The organism is Mycobacterium lehmannii (assembly GCF_002245535.1).
GTDB classification, from domain to species: Bacteria; Actinomycetota; Actinomycetes; order Mycobacteriales; family Mycobacteriaceae; genus Mycobacterium; species Mycobacterium lehmannii.
This window is the reverse complement of record NZ_NKCN01000041.1, coordinates 1-20,562: the sequence shown is the minus strand read 5'-3', so window position 1 is coordinate 20,562 and position 20,562 is coordinate 1. Positions and strand designations below refer to the sequence as shown.

Annotated in this window: 17 protein-coding genes; 8 read left to right on the top strand and 9 right to left on the bottom strand. The window is 66.0% G+C overall.

What is annotated here, in order from left to right:
• Positions 1–64: 64 nt before the first annotated feature.
• Both CEX87_RS25790 and CEX87_RS25785 read right to left on the bottom strand, forming a co-directional pair.
• Entirely contained in the window at positions 65–733 is a 669-nt protein-coding gene (locus CEX87_RS25790) for a PAS and ANTAR domain-containing protein (protein WP_083997604.1), read from the bottom strand.
• Positions 734–784: 51 nt separating this feature from the next.
• Positions 785–3,694, bottom strand: a complete 2,910-nt coding sequence (locus CEX87_RS25785) for an MMPL/RND family transporter (protein WP_094289726.1) — start codon at positions 3,692–3,694, stop codon at positions 785–787.
• 762 nt (positions 3,695–4,456) lie between these two features.
• Here CEX87_RS25785 and CEX87_RS27790 point away from each other — a divergent pair.
• On the top strand, positions 4,457–6,037 hold the full coding sequence (locus CEX87_RS27790) for a hypothetical protein (protein WP_233151527.1): 1,581 nt from the start codon (positions 4,457–4,459) through the stop codon (positions 6,035–6,037).
• Between the two features lie 67 nt (positions 6,038–6,104).
• Here the strand turns inward: CEX87_RS27790 and CEX87_RS25775 are convergent, their stop codons facing one another.
• Complete coding sequence (locus CEX87_RS25775; protein WP_094289724.1) at positions 6,105–7,865, bottom strand: N-acyl-D-amino-acid deacylase family protein; 1,761 nt, start codon at positions 7,863–7,865, stop codon at positions 6,105–6,107.
• A 92-nt stretch (positions 7,866–7,957) separates the two neighbouring features.
• On the opposite strand from CEX87_RS25775, the gene CEX87_RS25770 reads away from it, so the two are divergent.
• Both CEX87_RS25770 and CEX87_RS25765 read left to right on the top strand, forming a co-directional pair.
• A complete protein-coding gene (locus CEX87_RS25770; RefSeq protein WP_233151526.1) occupies positions 7,958–9,289 on the top strand; it encodes an aromatic ring-hydroxylating oxygenase subunit alpha in 1,332 nt (443 codons plus the stop codon).
• Complete coding sequence (locus CEX87_RS25765; protein WP_094289734.1) at positions 9,276–9,890, top strand: TetR family transcriptional regulator; 615 nt, start codon at positions 9,276–9,278, stop codon at positions 9,888–9,890. Before CEX87_RS25770 ends, CEX87_RS25765 begins: the two co-directional genes overlap by 14 nt.
• A 4-nt stretch (positions 9,891–9,894) precedes the next feature.
• On the opposite strand, the gene CEX87_RS25760 is transcribed toward CEX87_RS25765, so the two are convergent.
• From CEX87_RS25760 to CEX87_RS25745, 4 genes are read right to left on the bottom strand one after another with little or no spacing between them, the layout of a single operon-like run.
• A complete protein-coding gene (locus tag CEX87_RS25760) occupies positions 9,895–10,305 on the bottom strand; it encodes a Zn-ribbon domain-containing OB-fold protein (RefSeq protein ID WP_064425781.1) in 411 nt (136 codons plus the stop codon).
• 3 nt (positions 10,306–10,308) lie between these two features.
• Positions 10,309–11,517: a thiolase family protein gene (locus CEX87_RS25755; protein WP_064398910.1), complete on the bottom strand. Its 1,209-nt coding sequence runs from the start codon at positions 11,515–11,517 to the stop codon at positions 10,309–10,311.
• 20 nt (positions 11,518–11,537) lie between these two features.
• Positions 11,538–13,757 (bottom strand): acyl-CoA dehydrogenase, encoded by a 2,220-nt coding sequence (locus tag CEX87_RS25750; protein ID WP_094289720.1) that lies wholly within the window; start codon positions 13,755–13,757, stop codon positions 11,538–11,540.
• Positions 13,754–14,761: an NAD-dependent epimerase/dehydratase family protein gene (locus tag CEX87_RS25745; RefSeq protein ID WP_094289718.1), complete on the bottom strand. Its 1,008-nt coding sequence runs from the start codon at positions 14,759–14,761 to the stop codon at positions 13,754–13,756. Before CEX87_RS25745 ends, CEX87_RS25750 begins: the two co-directional genes overlap by 4 nt.
• 121 nt (positions 14,762–14,882) lie before the next feature.
• Here CEX87_RS25745 and CEX87_RS25740 point away from each other — a divergent pair, with 121 nt between their 5' ends.
• From CEX87_RS25740 to CEX87_RS25725, 4 genes are all read left to right on the top strand, one after another.
• Complete coding sequence (locus tag CEX87_RS25740; protein WP_094289716.1) at positions 14,883–15,455, top strand: TetR/AcrR family transcriptional regulator; 573 nt, start codon at positions 14,883–14,885, stop codon at positions 15,453–15,455.
• Positions 15,452–16,318, top strand: coding sequence for an alpha/beta fold hydrolase (locus CEX87_RS25735; protein WP_094289714.1), 867 nt, complete (start codon positions 15,452–15,454; stop codon positions 16,316–16,318). Before CEX87_RS25740 ends, CEX87_RS25735 begins: the two co-directional genes overlap by 4 nt.
• A 94-nt stretch (positions 16,319–16,412) precedes the next feature.
• Positions 16,413–16,628: a three-helix bundle dimerization domain-containing protein gene (locus CEX87_RS25730; protein WP_064398919.1), complete on the top strand. Its 216-nt coding sequence runs from the start codon at positions 16,413–16,415 to the stop codon at positions 16,626–16,628.
• Positions 16,629–16,728: 100 nt separating this feature from the next.
• Positions 16,729–17,574, top strand: a complete 846-nt coding sequence (locus CEX87_RS25725) for a mycofactocin-coupled SDR family oxidoreductase (RefSeq protein ID WP_094289712.1) — start codon at positions 16,729–16,731, stop codon at positions 17,572–17,574.
• Between the two features lie 11 nt (positions 17,575–17,585).
• Here CEX87_RS25725 and CEX87_RS25720 read toward each other — a convergent pair whose 3' ends face one another.
• Positions 17,586–18,443 carry an SDR family oxidoreductase gene (locus tag CEX87_RS25720; RefSeq protein ID WP_094289732.1) on the bottom strand — a complete coding sequence of 286 codons (858 nt, stop codon included), beginning with the start codon at positions 18,441–18,443 and terminating at the stop codon, positions 17,586–17,588.
• 375 nt (positions 18,444–18,818) lie between these two features.
• Here CEX87_RS25720 and CEX87_RS25715 point away from each other — a divergent pair, with 375 nt between their 5' ends.
• Positions 18,819–19,082, top strand: coding sequence for a hypothetical protein (locus tag CEX87_RS25715; RefSeq protein WP_094289710.1), 264 nt, complete (start codon positions 18,819–18,821; stop codon positions 19,080–19,082).
• A 151-nt stretch (positions 19,083–19,233) separates the two neighbouring features.
• On the opposite strand, the gene CEX87_RS25710 is transcribed toward CEX87_RS25715, so the two are convergent.
• Positions 19,234–20,562: HNH endonuclease signature motif containing protein (locus tag CEX87_RS25710; protein ID WP_094289708.1), on the bottom strand; the 1,329-nt coding region annotated here is incomplete at its 5' end.

The following is a 20,562-nucleotide window of genomic DNA, read 5'->3' as shown; positions in this document are numbered from 1 at the left end:
TGCCTTGGTGATACCCCGGCGGCGACGACTTCAGTTACCACGCGCATCCACGGCCCTCGATCACCTACTCGGCGCGGGTGTGCGCGGTGAGCAGCAGATGGTCGAACTGCCTTCGCAGGTCGTCACGCTGGGGATCGATCGTGCCGAGTTCGGCGACGATCTGCGCGGCCAGGGAGCGCAACTTCGTGTTGGTGTGCTGTGAGCGCCACATCAGCAACTCGAATGCGGCTTCGGCGTCGATGCAATAGACGAGCATCAGGGCGCCCTTGGCTTGCTCGATCGCCGCTCGGGCCTCGAACAGCTCGGGCAGCGACTCGCTCAACGCTTGACGGCGGGTCTGGGCGAACGTGTCGGTCAGGTCGATGTAGTAGCCCTCGGTACCGAGCACCGCACCCTTGTCGTCGAGCATCCGGTCGCCGATCACGATGACTGTATGCAACCTGCCCGCGGTGTCGATGAACCGGTGACGGCTGGAGAACGAGCCACCCAGGTGCAGGGCGTGGTCGAGTAGGTCCTGGACGTGCTGTCGGTCGTCGGGATGTTTGTGCGAAAGCAGCAGTTCGGTTGTCGGCACGACGGTGCCGGGTTCGTACCCGTGCATCCGCGCCACTTCGTCCGACCACTCCCAGCGCTGCCCGACGAACCAGAACCGGAACGTGCCGACATTGCGATCCGCAATAGCCCAAGCCGAGGCAGACGGTAGGGGGCTGTCCGCCACGTCGGGGTTCGACATCTGCCCATCATGGCACCACAGACCCCGAAGAAGGAGCGCGTTCGGAAAGCTCTATAACTCCGGTTCTGCTCGGCCGCGGATGCTGGTTCCCACCGTCGCCCGCTCCGGGAACACGGCGGCCATCCTGCGCTGCGATGCCGGGGTGAGCACCCTCTGCGGCCACCAGAACCAACGGCCGAGCAGTGCGGCGATGGACGGCGTCATGAACGCGCGCACGATGAGGGTGTCGAACAGCAGACCCAACGCGATCGTGCTGCCGACCTGGGCGATGCTGCGCAGATCGCCGACGACGAACGAGGCCATCGTCGCGGCGAACACCAGGCCCGCCGAAGTGACGACCTTGCCCGAACCGGCCATCGCACGGATGATCGCGATTTTGAACCCGTGGTGCAGTTCCTCCTTGAACCGGGAAACCAGCAGCAGGTTGTAATCCGAGCCGACGGCCAACAACAGGATCACCGACATCACCAACACGATCCAGTGCAGCTTGATGCCCAGCAGGTGCTGCCAGACGAGCACAGACAGTCCGAACGACGTGCCCAGCGAAAGCAGAACCGTTCCGACGATCACCGCTGCGGCTACCACCGCCCGCGTGATGATCAGCATGATGATGAAGATCAACGCCGCAGCGGACAAACCGGCGATCATCAGGTCGTAGTTGGAGCCGTCGCGCATGTCCTTGTACGTTGCCGCGGTTCCGCCGAGGTAGACGGTGGACCCCTCCAACGGAGTGCCCTTGATGGCTTCCTTGGCCGCGAGCTTGATCGCGTCGATGTGGTCGATGCCCTCTGGGGTGGCGGGATCGCCCTCATGCTCGATGATGAAGCGCACCGACCTACCGTCCGGTGAAATGAAGTTGTCCATGCCACGCTGGAAGTCCTTGTTCTCGAACGCTTCTGGCGGCAAATAGAACGAGTCGTCGTTCATCGACGCATCGAACGCGTCGCCCATGGCGTGCGAGTTCTCCTGCATCGCGGCCATCTGATCCTGCAGACCCTTCTGCGAGGAGTGCATGGTCAACATCATCGTCTTCATCGTCTTCATGGTTTCGATCTGCTGCGGTAGCAGCAGGATCAGCTGAGGCATCAGGCTGTCGAGGTGTTCGAGATCGGGCACGAGGTGCTCGATGTCATCGGTCAGCGTGTCGATGCCGTCGAGGGTGTCGAAGATCGAGCGCAGCGACCAGCAGATCGGAATGTTGAAGCAGTGCGGTTCCCAGTAGAAGTAATTGCGGATCGGTCGGAAGAAGTCGTCGAAATCGGCGATGTGGTCCCGCAGTTCGGCAACGTCAACCGTCATCTCCTTGGTCTTTCGCACCATGCTGTGAGTGGTGTCGGCCATCTGCTGCATCAGGCTTGCCATCTTTTCCATCTGGTCGATGGTCGTCTGCATCTCGTCGGCCTGGACCAACATGTCAGCCATCCGGTCCTGCAGGTACTTCTGATTGAGCTGGTTGGTCGTGCCCTGCATGCTGAGCAGAAACGGGATAGTGGTGTGCTCGATCGGCTTACCCTGCGGCCGGGTGATGGTCTGCACGCGAGCGATGCCGGGTACGCGAAAGACCCCCTTGGCGATCTTGTCGATCACCAGGAAGTCGGCCGAGTTGCGTAGATCGTGGTCGCTCTCGACCATCATCAGCTCGGGGTTCATCCGGGCGGCGTCGAAATGCCGGTCGGCGACGCCGTATCCGATGTTCGACGGGGTGTCGGCGGGAAGGAAGTGCCGCCCGTCGTAGTCGACCTTGTATCCGTTCAGCGCCAGCAACCCGACCAGTGACAGGGCGCAGGTCGCGACCAGAACCGGCCCCGGCCATCGCACGACCACGACGCCGACCCGTCGCCATCTACGGGAGTTGATCGGCCGCTTCGGTTCGAATAATCCGAACCGGCTACCTACGACGGTGACAGCCGGACCCAACGTCAAGGCGGCGATCACCGCGACGAGAACGCCCACCGCGCACGGCACCGCCATGGTCTGGAACCACGGCAGCCTGGTGAACTTCAGGCACAACAAGGCGCCGGCGATGGTCAGACCGGATCCCAGCACCACGTGGGCAGTGCCGTGAAACATTGTGTAGTAAGCGGTTTCCTTGTCCTCACCGGCCTGGCGGGCCTCTTGATATCGGCCGATCAGGAAGATCGCGTAGTCGGTTCCCGCGGCGATGGCGATCAGGGTCAGCAGGCTGGTGGCGAATGTCGAGAGCCCGATGAGTCCAGTGTCACCGAGGAAAGCGACGATGCCACGGGAGGCGCCGAGTTCGACGAACACCATGAACAGGATCAGCACCATGGTGGCGATCGAGCGGTAGACGAACAACAGCATCACCGCGATGACGATCAGCGTTGCGACAGTTGCTTTGACGGCTCCCTTGTCACCGGCGACGCGCTGGTCGGCGTTCAACGCCGCTCCGCCGGTGACGTACGCCCTGATTCCCTGCGGGGCAGGGACTTCCGCGATGATGTCGCGAACCGCTTGGATCGATTCGTTCGCGATCGTCTCGCCGATGTTCCCGCGCAGATAGATCTGCACGTACGCCGACTTGCCGTCGGCGCTCTGCGCCCCCGCTGCGGTCAGCGGGTCGCTCCAGAAATCGGCGACGTGCTCGACGTGTTCCGGGTCGGCGCGGAACCTCTGGATCAACTCGTCGTAGTAGCGGTGTGCTTGTGCGCCGAGCGGTTTGTCGCCCTCCAGAATGACCATCGCGTTGCTGTCGGAGTCGAACTCCTGGAAGTTCGCGCCGATGCGCTGCATCGCGATGAAAGCCGGTGCGTCGTGGGCGTTCATCGAGACGGTGTTGGCCTCGCCGACCTTCTCCAACGACGGGACGAACACGTTGGTCACCGCGGTCAGCACTACCCAGCCGATGATGATCGGCACCGAGAGCACCCGGATGGCATGGGCAATGCGCGATCGTTCGGCCTGCGTTCCGGACGGACTGCGGGCTGGTCGAATTGCGGTCATCCCATGACCCTTCGGTGGCGCGCGTGTCGCAGGCCGACCGTGTCCCCATGACCCTGTCCACCGTGCGTGTCGTATATCTAGCCCGTCGAACTATCGGCTGTCAATCGTTGAAGACCAGCTCGTGGCTGGTTTCCCGGAGGACGCGGCGTCACCGGTTTGCTTGGGTGGGTCGGCGGCGTTGCGGAGGCAGGGCCCCCGCAACGCCCGCAGTCGAGCCGGTTGACGGCAGAAGCTCGGGCCAAGCTCTTTGCCCACCATGAGCACTTGCGCGGAAGGATGCGGATCGGGCGAAGTCCTTGCGCTCCGCTCGCCAGAAACCCTGGCGACCTGGAAGGCGATATCTCAGCAACTTCTCCCCCGGCCGTCAGCAGACGATTGCTGGGATGTGGCGCAGGTCACGGCGCCTCCGGAGAGGTAGCTCTGGACGGCGGCTGACTCTCGTGTAAGTTTCCTTACGATCACTGCGTGCATGCGCAAGTACCGTGCTTCATCTGCGATATGCCGAGTTATGACGCGTCTGTGACTGCGCAAGGTCGGCCAGCATAGTTCACCCTATTTAGTGGTACGAATCACTTGCCTCTTAGGATAGGCTCAGCTAATCTTCAGCTGCCATTTGGCAAATTCACAGGCACAACAGGAGAAAACGTGCAACTAGCAGTTCAGGCCGGTCCGCCGGTTCAGGACCTCCCACCCAGTTACTCGCCATCGAGTCGGCGCAACTCCAAGCTGTTGGTTGCTGGCGTCGCAATGGCAAGCGCCAGCGTGATCGCGGTCAGCCCGGTAGCCCCTCCGATGCCCACTGTTCAGGACGTCCAGGAGCGCGTCGCGCACGCCGCGGTCCAGCTCACGGCGGCCAGCAATCCGCTCCTCGTGTGGGGACAGGCCATCGCCGACACGTTCGGAAGTCTGGAGACGCTGACCGGAGACTCCGCCGGCGCGACGGAGAACCTCTTGAGGCAGCTGAGCACCGGCTACATCTTCCGCGAGACCGCCAACGTCCTGATCCAGAACACCTTGAACCCGGGTCCTCTGCTGGACCAGTTCATCAACTTCAACTCGAACTTCGGTCCCACCATCGAGACGGCGATCTCGGGGACCATCGAGGCGATGAGGCTGGCGGCTGAACAGCTTCCCGGTGTGATCAGCGAATCACTGACCTACCTGTCGCAGGGCCAGTTCTTCGAGGCCTTCTCCAAGGTCAACGGCTGGTTCGTGCTCAGGTTCCTGGGCGGGATGCGGCCGCTGATTCCGATCCTCTCCATTCCCGCGCAGTTCGTGGGCGCGCTGCCCGGCGCCGAGAAGCTGCCCGCACTGCTCGATGTCGTGTCTGAATTCGCGCTCACCAAGGCGATTTTCGAACCGATCGTCGGCTCGATCGTGCAGTCGACTGAGATCTTCGACGCCACACGCGAAGCGTTGGCCGCAGGCAACATCACGGACGCCGTCACCAATTTGGTGAACCTTCCGGTGCTGGCGCTCAGCGCTCTGGTCAATGGGTTCCAGCCGGCCGCCTCCCCCTCGGAGTGGCAGGGTCTGCTCGACCGTGGTCTGTTCACCTATCTCGCGGTCACATTGCCCAGCCAGATCGCCAACGCGATCGCGCCTCCGGTTCCCGCTGCGTCGACCCTGAGCGCGCCGGGTGGCCCGGGCGAGTTCAGCTTCGGTGGTGACACCATCGCACTCAGCCTCCTCAACGACGGCGAGGGTGAAGACGAAGGTGCCGGCGAAGGTGAAGGCACCGACGAGAGCACGGGCGAAGGCACCGAGGAAGGCACGGGCGAAGGCACCGGCGAGGGCACGGGCGAAGGCACCGGAGAAGGCGAAGGCACGGGCGAAGGCACCGGAGAAGGCGAAGGCACGGGCGAAGGCACCGGAGAAGGCGAAGGCACCGGCGAGGAGAGCACCGAGGTGAATACCGGCGCCGAGGAAGGCTCAGACGCTGGTGAGGATGCCGGCGACAGCAACACCGACGCCGAGAGCACTACGGGCTCGAACACCAACACCGGCAGCAACACCTCGGGCATCAGCACCAGCCGGAGCGGCAGCACGGGTAGCACCACCGGTTCCGGCAGCACCGGTTCGACCGGCAGCACCGGCTCGACCGGCAGCACCGGCTCGAGCAGCAACACCGGCACTGGCACGGGCAGCACCACCGGTTCGGATGGCAGCACGGGCACCAGCACCACCGGCTCGACCGGCACCACCGGCTCGAGCAGCAACACCGGCACCACCGGCACCGGTTCGGATGGCAGCACGGGCTCCGGCAGCACGGGCTCCGGCTCGGGCAGCGGCTCCGGCTCGGGCAGCGGTTCCGGCTCGAGCAGCGGTTCCGGCAGCAACTAAGTAGGTACGACGATGACGGCCCCCTCGGCAACGAGGGGGCCGTCTCTCGTCTCCGGCTAACCCGGGATCAGCGAGCGCCGCGCACAAGGCGCCCCGGCCGGGCGCCCGTGTCGACGCCGTCGCGGCGCGTCACCACGCCGCTGACGATCGTCGCGGTGTAACCGGAGGCGCCCTGCACCAACCGCTGTCCCCCGGCGGGCAGGTCGTAGGCCATCCGCGCGGGATGCAGAGTCAGCGCATCCATGTCGATGACATTGACGTCGGCCTTCTTTCCCACCTCGATGACGCCGCGATCGCCCAGCCCGAACAGCTGCGCGGTGTCGTGGGATTGCTTGCGCACCACGTACTCCAGCGGAAGTTTGTCCCCGCGGTGACGGTCCCGCGCCCAGTGCGTGAGCAGGAAGGTGGGATACGACGCGTCACAGATCATGCCGCAGTGTGCGCCCCCGTCGGACAGTCCGACCACACCCGCCGGATGCAGCAGCATCTCCCGGATGGCGTCGTGGTTGCCGTAGAAGTAGTTGTAGAACGGCAGCATCAACATGGCCGTCGCGTCGTCCTCGAGCATGAGGTCGTACAACGTGGCCAGCGGATCCTCACCGCGGTCGCTGGCGATCTTCTCCACGGTGCGTTCGACGGTCGGTTCGTAGTCGGGCGGATCGCCCAGCGCATAGATGCGGCCCAGCGAGTACTGCACGAGCGCGAACATGTTGTCGAACAACACATTCGGGTCCGGCGGCAAGTCCTCCTCGGCCAGGATCGCGGCCTTGACCGCCGGGTCCGCTAGGCGCGCGGCCAACTCTTCGCGGCTGCATTCGGCTTTCAGCTTGCGGAACGTCGGCCGGTGGGTGAAGGCGTGATGGCCCGGGAAGCCGAACAGCATCCCGAACGGGCGCGCAGCGATCTGCGGATAGAGTTCACTGCCTGATGCATGGGCCTCGGCCGAGATGTCGAGCTGTTCGCGCCACAGGTCGGGCGCCGCATCGACCTGGATCATCCCGAACGAGATGGGTCGGTCGATCTCGGCGGCGAGACGCTGCATCCATTCCAGTTCCTTCTTGGGCGCGATGATGTCCTCGCCTGCCACCCCCTGCGGCGCCAGCTCGAACACGGCGCGCCCGCCCGCGGCCATCGCGCGGCCGAGACCGAACAGTTCGTCCTCGGCGGCGAAGGTGCCCGGAACCGGTTCACCGTCGATGGCCCGGTGCCCCAGCGTGCGCGACGTCGAGAAACCCAGCGCACCGGCCTCGATGCCCTGCTGCACCAGGCGGGCCATCGCCGCGATGTCCTCCGGTGAGGCGGGCTCGTTGCGGGCTCCGCGCTCCCCCATCGCATACGCGCGCACCGCGCCGTGCGCGATCTGGCTGCCCACATCGATGGCGAAGTCCTGCTTTTCGACGACATCGAGATATTCGGGATAACTCTCCCACCCCCACGAGATGCCCTCGGTGAGCGCGGTGCCCGGGATGTCCTCGACGCCCTCCATCAAGCCGATCAGCCATTCCTCGTGGCCTGGCCGCACCGGTGCGAACCCGACGCCGCAGTTGCCGGTCACCACGGTGGTCACCCCGTGGCCGCTGGAGGGCTCGAGCAAGCTGTCCCAGCTGACCTGCCCGTCGTAGTGGGTGTGGATGTCGACGAAGCCGGGTGCAACGACTTTGCCGGTGGCATCGATTGTCTCGGCGGCCTCGCCAGCGAGCGGAGCGTCGCCGGGCCCGCGGCGACGGACTTCGATGATCTTGCCGTCCCTGATGCCGATGTCGGCGGTGAACCGGTCCGCTCCTGTGCCGTCGACGACGGTTCCGCCGGTGATTTTGAGGTCGAACACGATTACTCCTCCGCATCCGGATGTCAGCCGCTAGTGTCGGGCACTGTAACACCGTTACAGAGGCTTCGCGGCGACTTCGGAAAGGACCGTTCGTGACGCACACAGCCCAACAAGTCCGACGCGAAGACGCGATCGGCACACCACCCGCGCGGCCCACCCTGGTGCCCGCCGAGCGGTACTACTCCCCCGCATTCGCCGCGCTCGAGATCGAACGTATGTGGCCGAAGGTGTGGCAGCTGGCCTGCACCATCGATCACGTCGCCGAGCCCGGCGACTACTTCGAATATCGGTGCGGCCCATACTCTGTGCTGGTCGTGTGCGGGGACGACGGTGTTCTGCGGGCATTTCAGAACGTATGCCGGCACCGCGGCAACTCACTGTGCTCCGGCGCGGGCTCGGGGCTACGCGAACTGCGATGCGGATACCACGGCTGGACGTGGGATCTCGCCGGATCACTGCGGCGAGTGCCCAACCGCAAGGGCTTCGGCGCACTGCACATGTCCGAGCTCCCGTTGGCCCCGGTCGCGGTCGACACCTGGGAGCGGCTGGTGTTCGTCAACCTCGACGTCGACGCAATGCCGCTGCTCGACTACCTGGAGGCGATGCCCGCCGACGTCAAATGGTGCAGGCTGGCCGACTTCCGCTGCTACGCCACGATGACGATCGAGGTCGACGCCAACTGGAAGACGATCGCCGACGGCTACAGCGAGACCTACCACATTCAAACCCTGCACCCTGAGTTGCATCGCTGCATGGACGATGTCTACGCCCCACAGACGATCTGGGGACACACGGGCAAATCCGAACAGCTGTACGGGGTGCCGAGCCCGCACTTGAAACAGTCGGTCAGCGACGACGACGTGTGGGACGCGTATGTGTGCACGCAGGGCGCATTGATGGGCGTCGAGGAAGGCACCCCGCTGCCCGACGACCGCGAACCCGGCGCGACGGTCGCCGATGTCATCGCCGCCCGCACCCGCGCATTCGCCGCCTCCCGCGGTGTCGACCTGCAATGGGCGGACACCGAGCAGATCATGCGACTGCACCAGTACAACGTTTTCCCGAACATGACGCTGCTGATGAATGCCGACCACCTGACGGTGATGACGTCGCATCCGGGAGCCGATCCGGACCGCGGTGAGTTGGTGATGCTGCTGTGGACACGGATGGCGCCAGGCGCGCCACGTGCCAAGCCCGTCGACGTGCGGATGAACGCCGACGAAGCCCACCCCGGACTGGTTCTCACCCAGGACATCTCGGTGTTGGCCGGTTTACAGCGGGGCCTGCACCAGCCGGGCTTGAAGCATCTGACGCTGTCCAACGAGGAGCGCCGCGTGATCAACATGCACCGCAATCTGGAGCGCTACCTCGACCTGCCCGAGCCCGAACGGATGACCGGGGGTGAACCGGTTGAGCGGCAGTAGGGAGTCGATCAACTCCGACAGCATCCTCGACGCCGCCGCCAGGATGATCGAACTGCACGGGGTGAACGGCCTCACCATGCGCGGGTTGGCCGAACGGCTCGGCGTGGCGGTGACGTCGATCTACTGGCACGTCGGCGGCCGCGACACGCTGTTAGACAATCTCGTGGACCGGCTGCTCGACGAGATGGCACATCTGCCCACCGAGGGCGACACCGCGGTCGACCGCATCGCATCACTCGCGCACGCTCAACGGCGGGCCCTCATCAGCAGACAACATCTGCTCGCCATCGCCCACGAGCGCGACCAGACACCGCGGTTGTTCCTGCCGGTTCAGCAGGCGCTGGCGGCCCAACTCGCCGAGCTCGGGGTGACGGGCCAGGACGCTGCCCTGGTGCTGCGCGCGGTGGAGGTGCATGTCATTTCGTCTGCGGTCATGCAGTTTTCGGCCGTGCGCGGCGAGAAGCACGACGAGGAAGACCCGTCGCTGTGGACCGATGACTGGCCCGACCGTGCCCTCGTTCAGGCGCTGCAGTCACCCACCGACTACGACGCGGTGTTCACCTACGGCCTCGAAGCGCTGCTGGCCCCGCTGCGGCGCTGAGCGACTATGCCGGTGTGTAGCGCAGCATCGTCACGTCGTGCTCGGGGTAGTCGAAGAACACGGGTTTGACGCGCATCCCGACTTTCAGGTCGCCGGGGTCGACGTCGACCAGCTCGGTGGAGAACCGCGGTCCCTCATCCCATTCGACGATCGCCAGCAGCTGAGGCACCGCATCGGCGAAGTGCGGTCCGACGGGCCGGCGCGCCACCGTGTACGAGTACAACGTGCCCATTCCGGAGATCTCGCGCCACTGGAGGTCGTCGGCAAGGGTCCGCGGCGCTCGCACCCTCGGATAGAACACGTACGCATCCGAGGACGGCGAGTACTGGATCAGGATGCGGTGCTGGGCCAGCGCATCCCAAAAGGGCGCGGTGGTCGGGGTTTTCACCGGCATGGGCCGCTCGAAGGTGGTCACAGGTCAGTCTCCCTCGAGGATCAGGGCGGTCTGTTCGGACAGGATTCCGCCGTTACCGGACACGAACGCGCGGTTGCAATCGGGCACCTGTGCGGCGTCGGCCCTGCCCATGATCTGGCGCGTGGCATCGCAGACGTGGTGCATTCCGCCCGCGAGACCGGCCTGGCCGAAACCGAGTTGGCCCCCGGCGGTGTTGAGGGGGAAGTCACCGCGGAACGTGAGGTCGTGGTCGGCGACGAACTGCATGCCCTTGCCCTTCTCGCAGAACCCGGCGTCCTCCAGTGACAGCAGCACGGTGATCGTGTAGCAGTCGTAGATCGAAACCATGTCCATATCGGTGCGGGTCAGATCGGTCATGCCGAATGCGGTTGCGGCGGCCTCCGCCATCGGGGTGTGCAGGAGATCGGCCGCGTACGTGGGAGTCTTGAACGGGACGTGCTCGCCGAAGCCCTTGATCCACACCGGCCTGTTCCGCGCCCGCTTGGCGATGTCTGCGCTCGCGACGACCACCGCTGCGCCGCCCACACACGGCATCACGATCTCGAGCATGTGCAACGGGTCGGCGATGATCGGGCTGCCCAGCACGTCGTCGACGGTGAGTGGTTTGTCCTTCCACACCGCGCCTTCGGTGTGATTTGCGTTGACGCGCTGATCGACGACGATCTTGGCCATCGCTCGCTCGTCGTAGCCGTAAACCGCTCCGTAGCGGGTGGCCACCTGACCATACGGCCCGTTCTGTCCCAGGTTGCCGTACGGGATCTCGAATTCCGCCTGCGGCGAACCGTACTGATTGCTCGACGAACCGAAGAACACGGCGTCCACCAACGGCTTCGGCTTCTTCTCCGACATCGGCGTGATGTAGCGCGCCGGCAGCGCGCACAGCACCACGTCGCACAAGCCGAGCTCGACCGCCGCCGCCGCCCGCCACACCATCGCCGCCGCGCTCGCCCCGCCGAGGTCGACAAGCTCGGCGAAGTTCGCTCGCACTCCCAGGTATTCGGCGATCGTCGACGGTACGAAGATCTCCGACTCGGCCAGGTGCGAGGTGACGATGCCGTTGACGAGCTCCCCTGAGAGCCCGGCGTCCTGCAGCGCAGCCGATGCCAGCTCCGCCCACTGCTCGAGGGTGAACGGTGCCGGGGTCGCCTTGTTCAACCGCTCGGGCGGCAGTTCGACGTAGCCGACGATCGCGGCTTCACCACGTAGTCCCATGGGCGTCCTTTTTCAGTTGATCACTTGCGCGGAAGCCCGAGGATCATCTGGGCGATGATGTTGAGCTGAATCTCCTTGGTGCCGCCACCGATGAGCTCGGCGGGCACTCGCAGATACGGCTGGACGACGTCGGAACCTGCCGCCATCGCCGATCGGCCCGCCGAACCGAGGGTTGCCGGGAACGTGCGTCGGAGAAGCACGTTCATCGCGACCTTGGCGATGCTAGACGCCGCGCCCGAAGCCTGCCCGTCGAGCAGCCGGATGGTCTCGCGCACGCCGAGTGCTTTGATCGCGTTGGCGTAGGCGTCGAGCTCCCCGAGTTCACGCAGCGTGTCTTCGTGCGCCCCGCCGGGCGCGGCGGCGCTTCGACGCAGTGGTGCGGCCCGGTCGTACTGCACGTAACCACTGATGGCAGAACGCTCTTCGGCCATGGTGGCGATCGCCAGCGCCCACCCCCCGGTCGGCTCGCCGAGCAGCATCTCGTCGGGAACGAAAACGTCGTCGAGGAAGACCTCGTTGAACTCCTGTTCCCCGCTGGCCTGCTTGATCGGCTGGACTTCGATCCCGGGTGAGCGCATGTCGATGATGAAGTAGCCGATCCCACGGTGCTTCGGGGCCGCCGGATCGGTCCGGGCAAGTAGCGCTCCGTAGTCGGCGCGGTGCGCCGACGAGGTCCAGATCTTGTGCCCGTGGATTCGCCATCCGCCGTCGACCTTGGTCGCCCGCGTGGCCAACGCGGCGAGATCCGAGCCCGCACCCGGCTCGCTGAACAACTGGCACCACGCCAGTTCGCCGCGCTGGGTGGGCGTGATGAGCTGCTGCTGCAGCTTTTTCGAGCCGGCCTTGATCAGTGAGGGCAGGATCCACTCGGCGATTCCCAGCGACGGTCGTACCACCGAGGGCCGCTTGCCGAACTCCTCGTCGATGATCAGTTGTTGCAGCGGGCTGGCGGCGATTCCCCACGGCGGCGGCCAGTGTGGGGCGATCAATCCCGCATCGGCGATGGCGGTGCGCTGCGCGCCCGTGGCGAAGTGCTCGTAGTCGCCTTGGCGGCCCGGGCCGTCGTTGCTCAGCACCGCGGCCTGCTCGAGGGTTTCGGCGATCCGGGCCCGGAACGCGGATTCGGCATCACCGAGGTCGACCGAGAAATCGCGTTCGCCAACGGTGGTCAGTTCACCCAACCGCTTGGCCCAGCGATTCCTGTCCCCGATCGACGCGGACAGGCTGGTAGCCCGCCGCCAGTAGAGGTGCAGATCGTGTTCCCAGGTGAACCCGATGGCGCCGAACATCGTCAGCGTGTCCAGGGCAAGGTCCGGGCACGGCGCGACCGCCATCAGCGCAGCGCCGGCCGCGGCCATCGCGTGTTGCTCGATCGGTTCGGACGCCGCGCGCACCGCGTCCCAGGTCGCCGCGCTGGCCAGCTCGCTGTTGACCAGAAGCATTGCGGCGCTGTGCTGCAGTGCTTGGAACGTGCCGATGAGCTTGCCGAACTGTTCGCGCGTGCGCAGATGCGCGGTGGCGGCTTCCACACACCACTGCGTGATGCCGGCGGCCAGGCTCGCTGTCAGCGCGGTGGCAAGGTACTCGGCCCGCTGGGCGTCGATACCGTTGAGAACGTCGGTCTTCTCGACCGGATAGTCGGTGAGACGCAACCTGCCGAGGTCGGTCAACAGGTCGGTGCCGCGCACGGATTCGACGGCCGCCGAGGGATGAGTCGTATCGATGGCGAGCCAGATGTGGTCGCCGCGGTCGCTGACGGCACAGACCAAAGCCGTTGTCGCCGCGCAAATCCCCGCGATCAGGTCCGAGTCGCCGTCGATCGACCACCGGTGGCCGTCGTCGCGGGCAGTGAATGTCGAGTCGCCGGGCAAGGCCAGCGCGGCCGCATCGCCGCCCGCGAGGCGGGTCAGCAACGCTGCGGCCGAAGGGGTCGGTTCGGCCATCAGGGCGACCGCCCCCGCCGCCACGGTCGGAAGCAGCGGCCCGGGCAGCGATGTCCTGCCCGCCGCCTCGAGCACACAGGCGGCGTCGAGGAGGGCGCCGCCCTGACCGCCGTAGTTCTCGGGCAAGTGCACGGCGTGAAATCCGTTGGCGACAAACTCCTTCCACCATGGCGGCAGATGGCCCTGCGCAAGCATGTCGAAAGATTCGCGGGTGGCCGACACCGGGGCGCGCCGCGCCGCGAACTGCGCGACCGACTCGCTGAGTTCCCTTTGTTCGGGGCTCAGCGCCAGGCTCACGCGGACTCCCTGCCGGACCGGCGTGATGTTCGGAAGAAATGCGCGGCCGCCACGATCGCGTCGGGTGTCGGCGACGGCTCCCAGCCCAACTCGCGTACCGCCTTCGAGTGGTCCATGGGAGACATGATGTTCATCAGCCGGATGTTCAACGGTGTCAACAAGGTGTCCCGGCCGCGGAGCCGGGCGATCCAGCTGCTCGGGTAGCTCGCGGCCGTCATCAATGCGATCGGGACGCCGCGTCGTGGGGGATCGACTCCCACTGCGCCACAACCGGCTTCGAAAATCTCTCGCGAGGTCATCCACCGCTCGGAGACGATGTAGCGCTCCCCGATCCGGCCGCGATCACCCGCGAGGATCATGGCTCGCGCGGCATCCTCGATGCCGACGGTCTCGCTCTCGAAGCCGTCGATGTAGAACGGCAGCTTGCCGCGCACGGCCGCCGACAGCAGCGCCCCGTGCGGGGTCGGCAGCCAATCCCCCGGCCCGTAGGTGTTCGAGACGCACATCGCGACGGAGGGAAGACCCTTCTCGGCGCTGTAGCGCAGCACCATCTGCTCGGCCTGCACCCGGCTGCGGACGTAGTCGCCGCCGATGTCGAGCCAGTTGTGGGAGGTGGTCTCGTCGACGGGGCCGTCGTTGGAGCGGCCGATGGTGGCGATCGAACTGGTGAACACGAAGCGATGCAGTCCCGCGTCGACGGCGACATCCAGCACGGCTTGTAAGCCGTCGACGTTGGTGCGCCACATCGGCGCGGGGTCGAGCAGCCACGGACGCGCGTCGACGACGCAGTAGTACACGACATCGCATCCAAGCATCGCGGAACGCACGCCGTCCGCATCGAAGATGTCGCCGCGCCGGATGTCGACCGGCAAGCCGTCGATGCCGCGGGTGGAACTGGTCGGACGGAGCAGCACGCGCACGTCGTCGCCGCGGGCGACCAGTTGCTTGGTGACGTGGGAACCCAAGAAGCCGCTGGCGCCGATGACGAGCTTCGTGGGCGTCACCGGTGGCTGGCCAATCGCGTACCCCTCCACTCTCACGAGACGCAACGTCTCGTCTTGCCAAAGATTATGCAGTGCTGTCACCATCTGTAAAGCCGGCCCCCGTCAGATGCGGAGTCAACCGATGGTCACCGAGGCGAAGGCGCCCCGCCGCCGCAGCGAGCGGTCTCGAACGGCGATCATTTCGGCCACCAAGGAGCTGCTGCTCCAGCGCGGGTTCGACGGGCTGAGCATCGAGGCGGTCGCGGCGCGCGCCGGTGTCGGCAAGCAGACGATTTACCGGTGGTGGCCGAGCCGCCCGGCGCTGGTCGCCGATGTGCTGCTCGAGGATGCGGACAAGATTCTGCGCCCCGTCGGACACACCGACGACCTCGTGGCCGACCTGAGCCGATGGTCGGCCCGCCTCGCGGCCACGCTGACGGGCGAGCGCGGCAACGCCATGCTGCGCATCCTCACCGTCGCGGGAATGGAGCACGAGGACACCAAGTCACGCATGCAGGCGGGCTTCAGCGACCCACTGCACGAGGGCGTCAGAGCGCGGTTGTCGGCCGACGGGATCGACGACGCCACATCGCAGGCGGCGGCTGACGCCATCGTCGGCGGGATCGTCTACGCGATCCTCACCGAGGGGCGGTCGTTTCGCCGGAGCCGGGCCGAGGCGATCACTCGGACCGTCATCGTCGGGGCCTGCCGATGACCTTAGCTCCCAATGTGTTTCGTGTCTCTGCTAACGACGGCGTGACGATCGTCGCAGACCGCATCGGCGATCCGGCCGCACCGGCTGTGGTGTTCTTGCACGGGGGCGGGCAAACCCGGCGGTCATGGGGCCGAGCGGCGGCAGCGGTCGCCGAACGCGGGTGGCAGGCCGTCACCGTCGACTTCCGCGGACACGGCGAGTCCGACTGGTCGGCCGACGGCGACTATCGCGTCACCACGTTCGCCGGGGACGTGCTCGAAGTGCTCGGCGAACTCCCCGACCGGCCCGTCATCGTCGGCGCTTCCCTTGGTGGGTTCACCGCGATGCTGCTCGCCGGTGAACTCGCGCCCGGTACGGTGCGCGCAATCGTCCTCGTCGACATCGTGCCGGATATGAACCAGTCCGGCGCGTCACGCATCCACGACTTCATGGCCGAAAAGATGACCTCGGGCTTCGCATCGCTCGACGAGGTCGCCGACACGATCCAGCAGTACAACCCCCATCGGCCAAGGTCGGCCGACCTCAACGGCTTGAAGACGAACCTGCGCGAACGCGACGGTCGCTGGTACTGGCACTGGGATCCGAAGTTCATCGACGGCACCGCCGCGTTGCCGCCGATCGAAGTGACCGAAGTGGACCGGATGCACGCCGCGGTCGACACGATTCTGCGCAACGGCGTTCCGATGCTGCTCGTGCGCGGGCAGATGAGCGACCTCGTGACCGAAGAGCGCGCCCGGGAGTTCCTCGGCCGCTTCCCCGACGTCGACTTCGTCGATGTCGGCGGCGCCGGACACATGGTGGCCGGAGATCGCAACGACGCCTTCGCCGAGGCCGTGGTGAACTTCGTCATCCGGCACACGTAGGGGCGCTCACGGGCTCAAGGTACGACGGTGCGTGAGGGATTTCATCCAGTTGCGACCTTGACCGGTTAGCCGTCCTAAGAGCAAGCTCTAGCTCGTGATCGAGTTGAGTGAGCAACAGATCCTGGATCAGATCGCCGACCGTCTGGCGGGGTCTTATCCAAGCGTTCCGGCGGATGCGGTGACGAGCCTGGTCCGCGAACAGCATGCCCGCTTCGCGGGTCGTCCCATCCGCGACTTCATCCCGTTGTTCGTCGAGCGGCAGGCACGTGCCGAACTCGAGCGAATCGAGCGCCCCGCCGCCCGGGTCTGACCTCAGCGGCGTTGCCGACCACCTCCGCGAAGCATCGAATCAACACCCCTCGGCGCTACCGTTTGACTGACCGCTACTTCCGTGTCGGCGAAAGGCCGCAATGACAGAGAACAGGGTCGGCCGGGTTGCCGGCAAGGTCGCGTTCATCACCGGTGCTGCGCGCGGTCAGGGGCGCGAACACGCGGTCCGGCTCGCCGAGGAGGGTGCCGACGTCATCGCCGTCGACGTGTGCGACGACATCGAGGCCGCCGGATATCCCGGTCCCACGGAGGCAGACCTCGCCGACACGGCAGCGCTGGTCGAGAAGTCGGGCCGCCGCATAGTGACCGCCAAGGCGGATGTGCGCGACCTCGCGAGCCTTCAGACGGCTCTCGAACGCGGGGTCGGTGAACTCGGACCGCTCGACATCGTCGTCGCCAACGCCGGCATCAGCGCCGATCCAGCGCCCGCCGCGATGATCCGGGAATCCGCGTGGCAGACGCTGTTCGACATCAACGTGACCGGCGTCTGGCACACCGTGAAAGCCGCACTGCCGCACATGACCAACGGCGGTGGCTCGATCATCCTGGTTAGTTCGATGTTGGGGCTTCGCGGCGGCGGCTACATGGCCCACTACGCGTCGGCCAAGCACGCTGTCGTTGGGTTGATGAACTCGCTGGCCAATGAGCTTGCACCGCAATGGATCAGGGTCAACTCGATTCACCCCGGCAACATCCTGACACCGATGATCGACAACGACCACTTCCGACGCACGGTCCGGCCCGACCTCACCGATCCGACGATGGAGGACGCCACGCAGGTCATCGGACACTTCCACATGCTGCCGGAACCGGTAATCGAAGCACGCGCAGTGAGCAACGCCGTGTTGTTTCTCGCGTCTGACGAATCGCAGTACATCACCGGAGCGGCGTTACCCGTTGACGCCGGCGCCGTAGCCAAGTTCTGACTTTCGTGCGGCTATCTGGACTTGGTGGCGTTGAACCTCTGGAACCGCCACAGGTACGACGGCAGCCGCCGAGCGGGCACGGATTTCGGCCAGTCCCGCGACCGGAAGTAGGCGTCCGAACCGCCGTCGACGAAAATGATGCTGCCGCAGAGGAAGTCGGCGGAGTCTGACAGCATGAACAGCATCCAGTCGGCGAGCTGGGCGGGATCTCCGAAACCTCCGACAGGCACCGGGAAAGCGTTGACCGCCTTGGCCTCGCGCGGTGTGGCCAGTTGCTTTTCCAACAGCGGCGTCATGATCGCACCGGGGGCGAGGGCGTTGAGCCGGATGCCCGTGCCCGCCCACTGTGGTGTCACCGCGGTGCGCCGGACCCAGTGGGAGACCGCGATTTTGGAGGCGGCATAGCCGAGCGACGGCGCGGCAGGGCCGAGCAGCTTCAGGGAGCGCACCGCTTTGTCGGTATCGCCGTCCAAGAGCGCACGCACTGTGCGTCGCGGCACCGCGGGGGTGGTGGTCGTCGAGTTGCTGCCGATCACCACGACTTTGGCTCGATCAGTGGCGGCCAGAGCGGGGCGCCACGCCTGCAGCAGGTCGACAACGCCGCGATAGTTGACCTCGAATATCCGCCGCGTGCTGTCCTTGCCGGGCGTCGGCCCGATTCCTGCGGCCAACACGGCACCGTCCAGTCGGTTCGACCTGGCGAGCACCTGATCGGCGGCGGTCTGTCGCCCCTCGGCAGTCGACAGGTCGGCCTCGATGTCGCCTTCTTTGACGTCGACAGCGATGACCGTGTGCCCCTGTGCCCTCAGCTTGGTCGCGGCTTGCTTACCCATGCCGGATGCGGCCCCGGTGACTACGTACACACCCATCTCGACCATCCCCTGCCATCGACCGCTTCTCGTTCGCCCAACGTCGACGGGCAGCGTAACGGCGAGCACAGTCCTGCCTTCGTAGAGGTCGCTGTCCTGCGCCTTGAAGGCCGCTGGTTCTGCGATCTTTGACGACGAGGTTTGCGCTGGATCTCCGTGGGCACAGATGTGCCATGAGCCATGATCCGTATGCATATACGGACCGAATCAGCGCGGCGATCTGGGTGGGCATCGCGATCGGGATGTCGGCGTTTGTCTTGCTGTCGGCGATACTCGCCGCGGGTTGAACTTGTTGGGATCGGTAGCCCCGGTCCCCGGCTGTACTTCAGTCACGACGAAGCCATCCCGGCGACGTGATGACGAAAAGGAACAGCAATGAATATCGTGCCCGCCCGCGTCGAAGAGCAGGTCGGTCGCGTCGACCGGACGTACAGCCTGGTGATCGGAATCTCTGCGGGGCTGACTGCGCTCTGGTCGCTCTACCGCGTGCTCTGGCTCTTCTACACGGCTGCGACGTTCTCCAGCATCGGATGGTCACCGGTGTCGCTGGTGATGCCGCTCGTGCTGTGGCTCGTGATCGGTGTCGCCGCGGGGTATGTCGCGGCCGCATTCCTGCTCCGGTACGCCAAACAGCCCTGACCACGTTCGAAAGGGGGCCGCAGCGATGCGGCCCCCTTCGGTGTATGCGGAGCCGTTCTGCGACCGTGCCCGTCGGCAGTAGCCATCGTGTGAAAGCGCGCCCGACTCGCCCACACACGTGCGAAGTGCTGTGCGGCAGGCTAATTCACCCTCAGCCCTGATCGTCGCCGTCGTCGCTGTCGGGACTGTCTGCGCTGTGGTCGTCGCTGTCGGGGCACTCTGCGCTGTCTTCGGGGGCTCCTTGGTCGTCCTCGTCGTCTCCGTCGTCGGGGATGAGGTAGCGGTTGGGGTGGTGGTAGTTGTTGACGCGGGCTTGGCCGGTGTCGAGTTGGGGTGGAGGACGCCATGCGGTGCGCCCGTCTTTGCGTTTGTAGGTGCGCCAGCCGCCGGGTTTGACCCGCCGATTGTCGGGGCCACAGGCCAAAGTCAGCTCGTCGATGTTGGTCTGGCCGCCAGCGGCCCAATCGTTGTGCCCATGATGGACCTGGCAGTGGTATGCCGGGGCGGTGCAGCCGGGCCGGGTGCAGCCGCCATCGCGGGCAAACAGCGCCAGCCGCTGGGCCTTGGACGCCAAACGGTTAGCCCGCCCCAAGTACAGAATTTCTTCGGTGTGGTCATCGAAGATCGCCAGATAATGGTGCGCCGAGGAGGCCTGTTTGATCACCTCGCTCATCGGCAGCAGCGACCCCCCGCCGGTGAGCCCGTGGCCGGTGCCCGATTCGAGCTCTGTGAGCTTGGCCTTGATCAAAATGGTGGCCGGCAACCCGTTATGCGAACCGAGTTGTCCGGACGCCAGCAGCGCCCGACACATCGCCCCGAGCGCGTCGTGGTTGCGCTGCCCCACGGTGCGTCGATCGGCACGGACTGCCTCGGCCGAGGGCTCCTGATCCGCAGACCGCTGACCGTCCTCGCCCTCGGTTTCGTCGGCGGGATTGCACCGACCAGGAGCCGCCCACACCGCCAGCACTGCTTCCAACGCCGCCCGGGTGGCCGGATCAAGCAGTCCGCGTAGCTCACTCATCCCATCAAGGCGCTGGCGACCCAGCCGCACCCAGCGCTGCGCTGCGCGCAGCTCCTCGGTGAAATCCCCATCGGGGTTCAAATAGGCCGCCAGCCGCTGGGTGGCCGCGCGCAATTCCTCAGGGGTGTGCTTGGTGGCCAACTGCGCCAGCTGCGCTTCGGCGGCCTCGCGCACGTCAAACGGCGTCGAGGCCGGCACCTGCTTGTCAAAGAACCGCCGGATCACCCGCACATGCTCAGCACCCACCCGACCCTGGGCCACCGCCGCGGCGGTGTGGGCCAGCACCGGCTCGAGTGTCTCCCCGGTCATCGCGCGCCGCGGCGTCAACTCCCGCGCTTCGGCCACCCGCCGATGCGCCTCAGCCTTAGAGATGCGCAACAACACCGTCAACGCCCCGGCCACGCTGGGCTCCCCCAACTCCGCCAACGGGGCCTGCTGGAGCCCGGCCACCATGCTGTG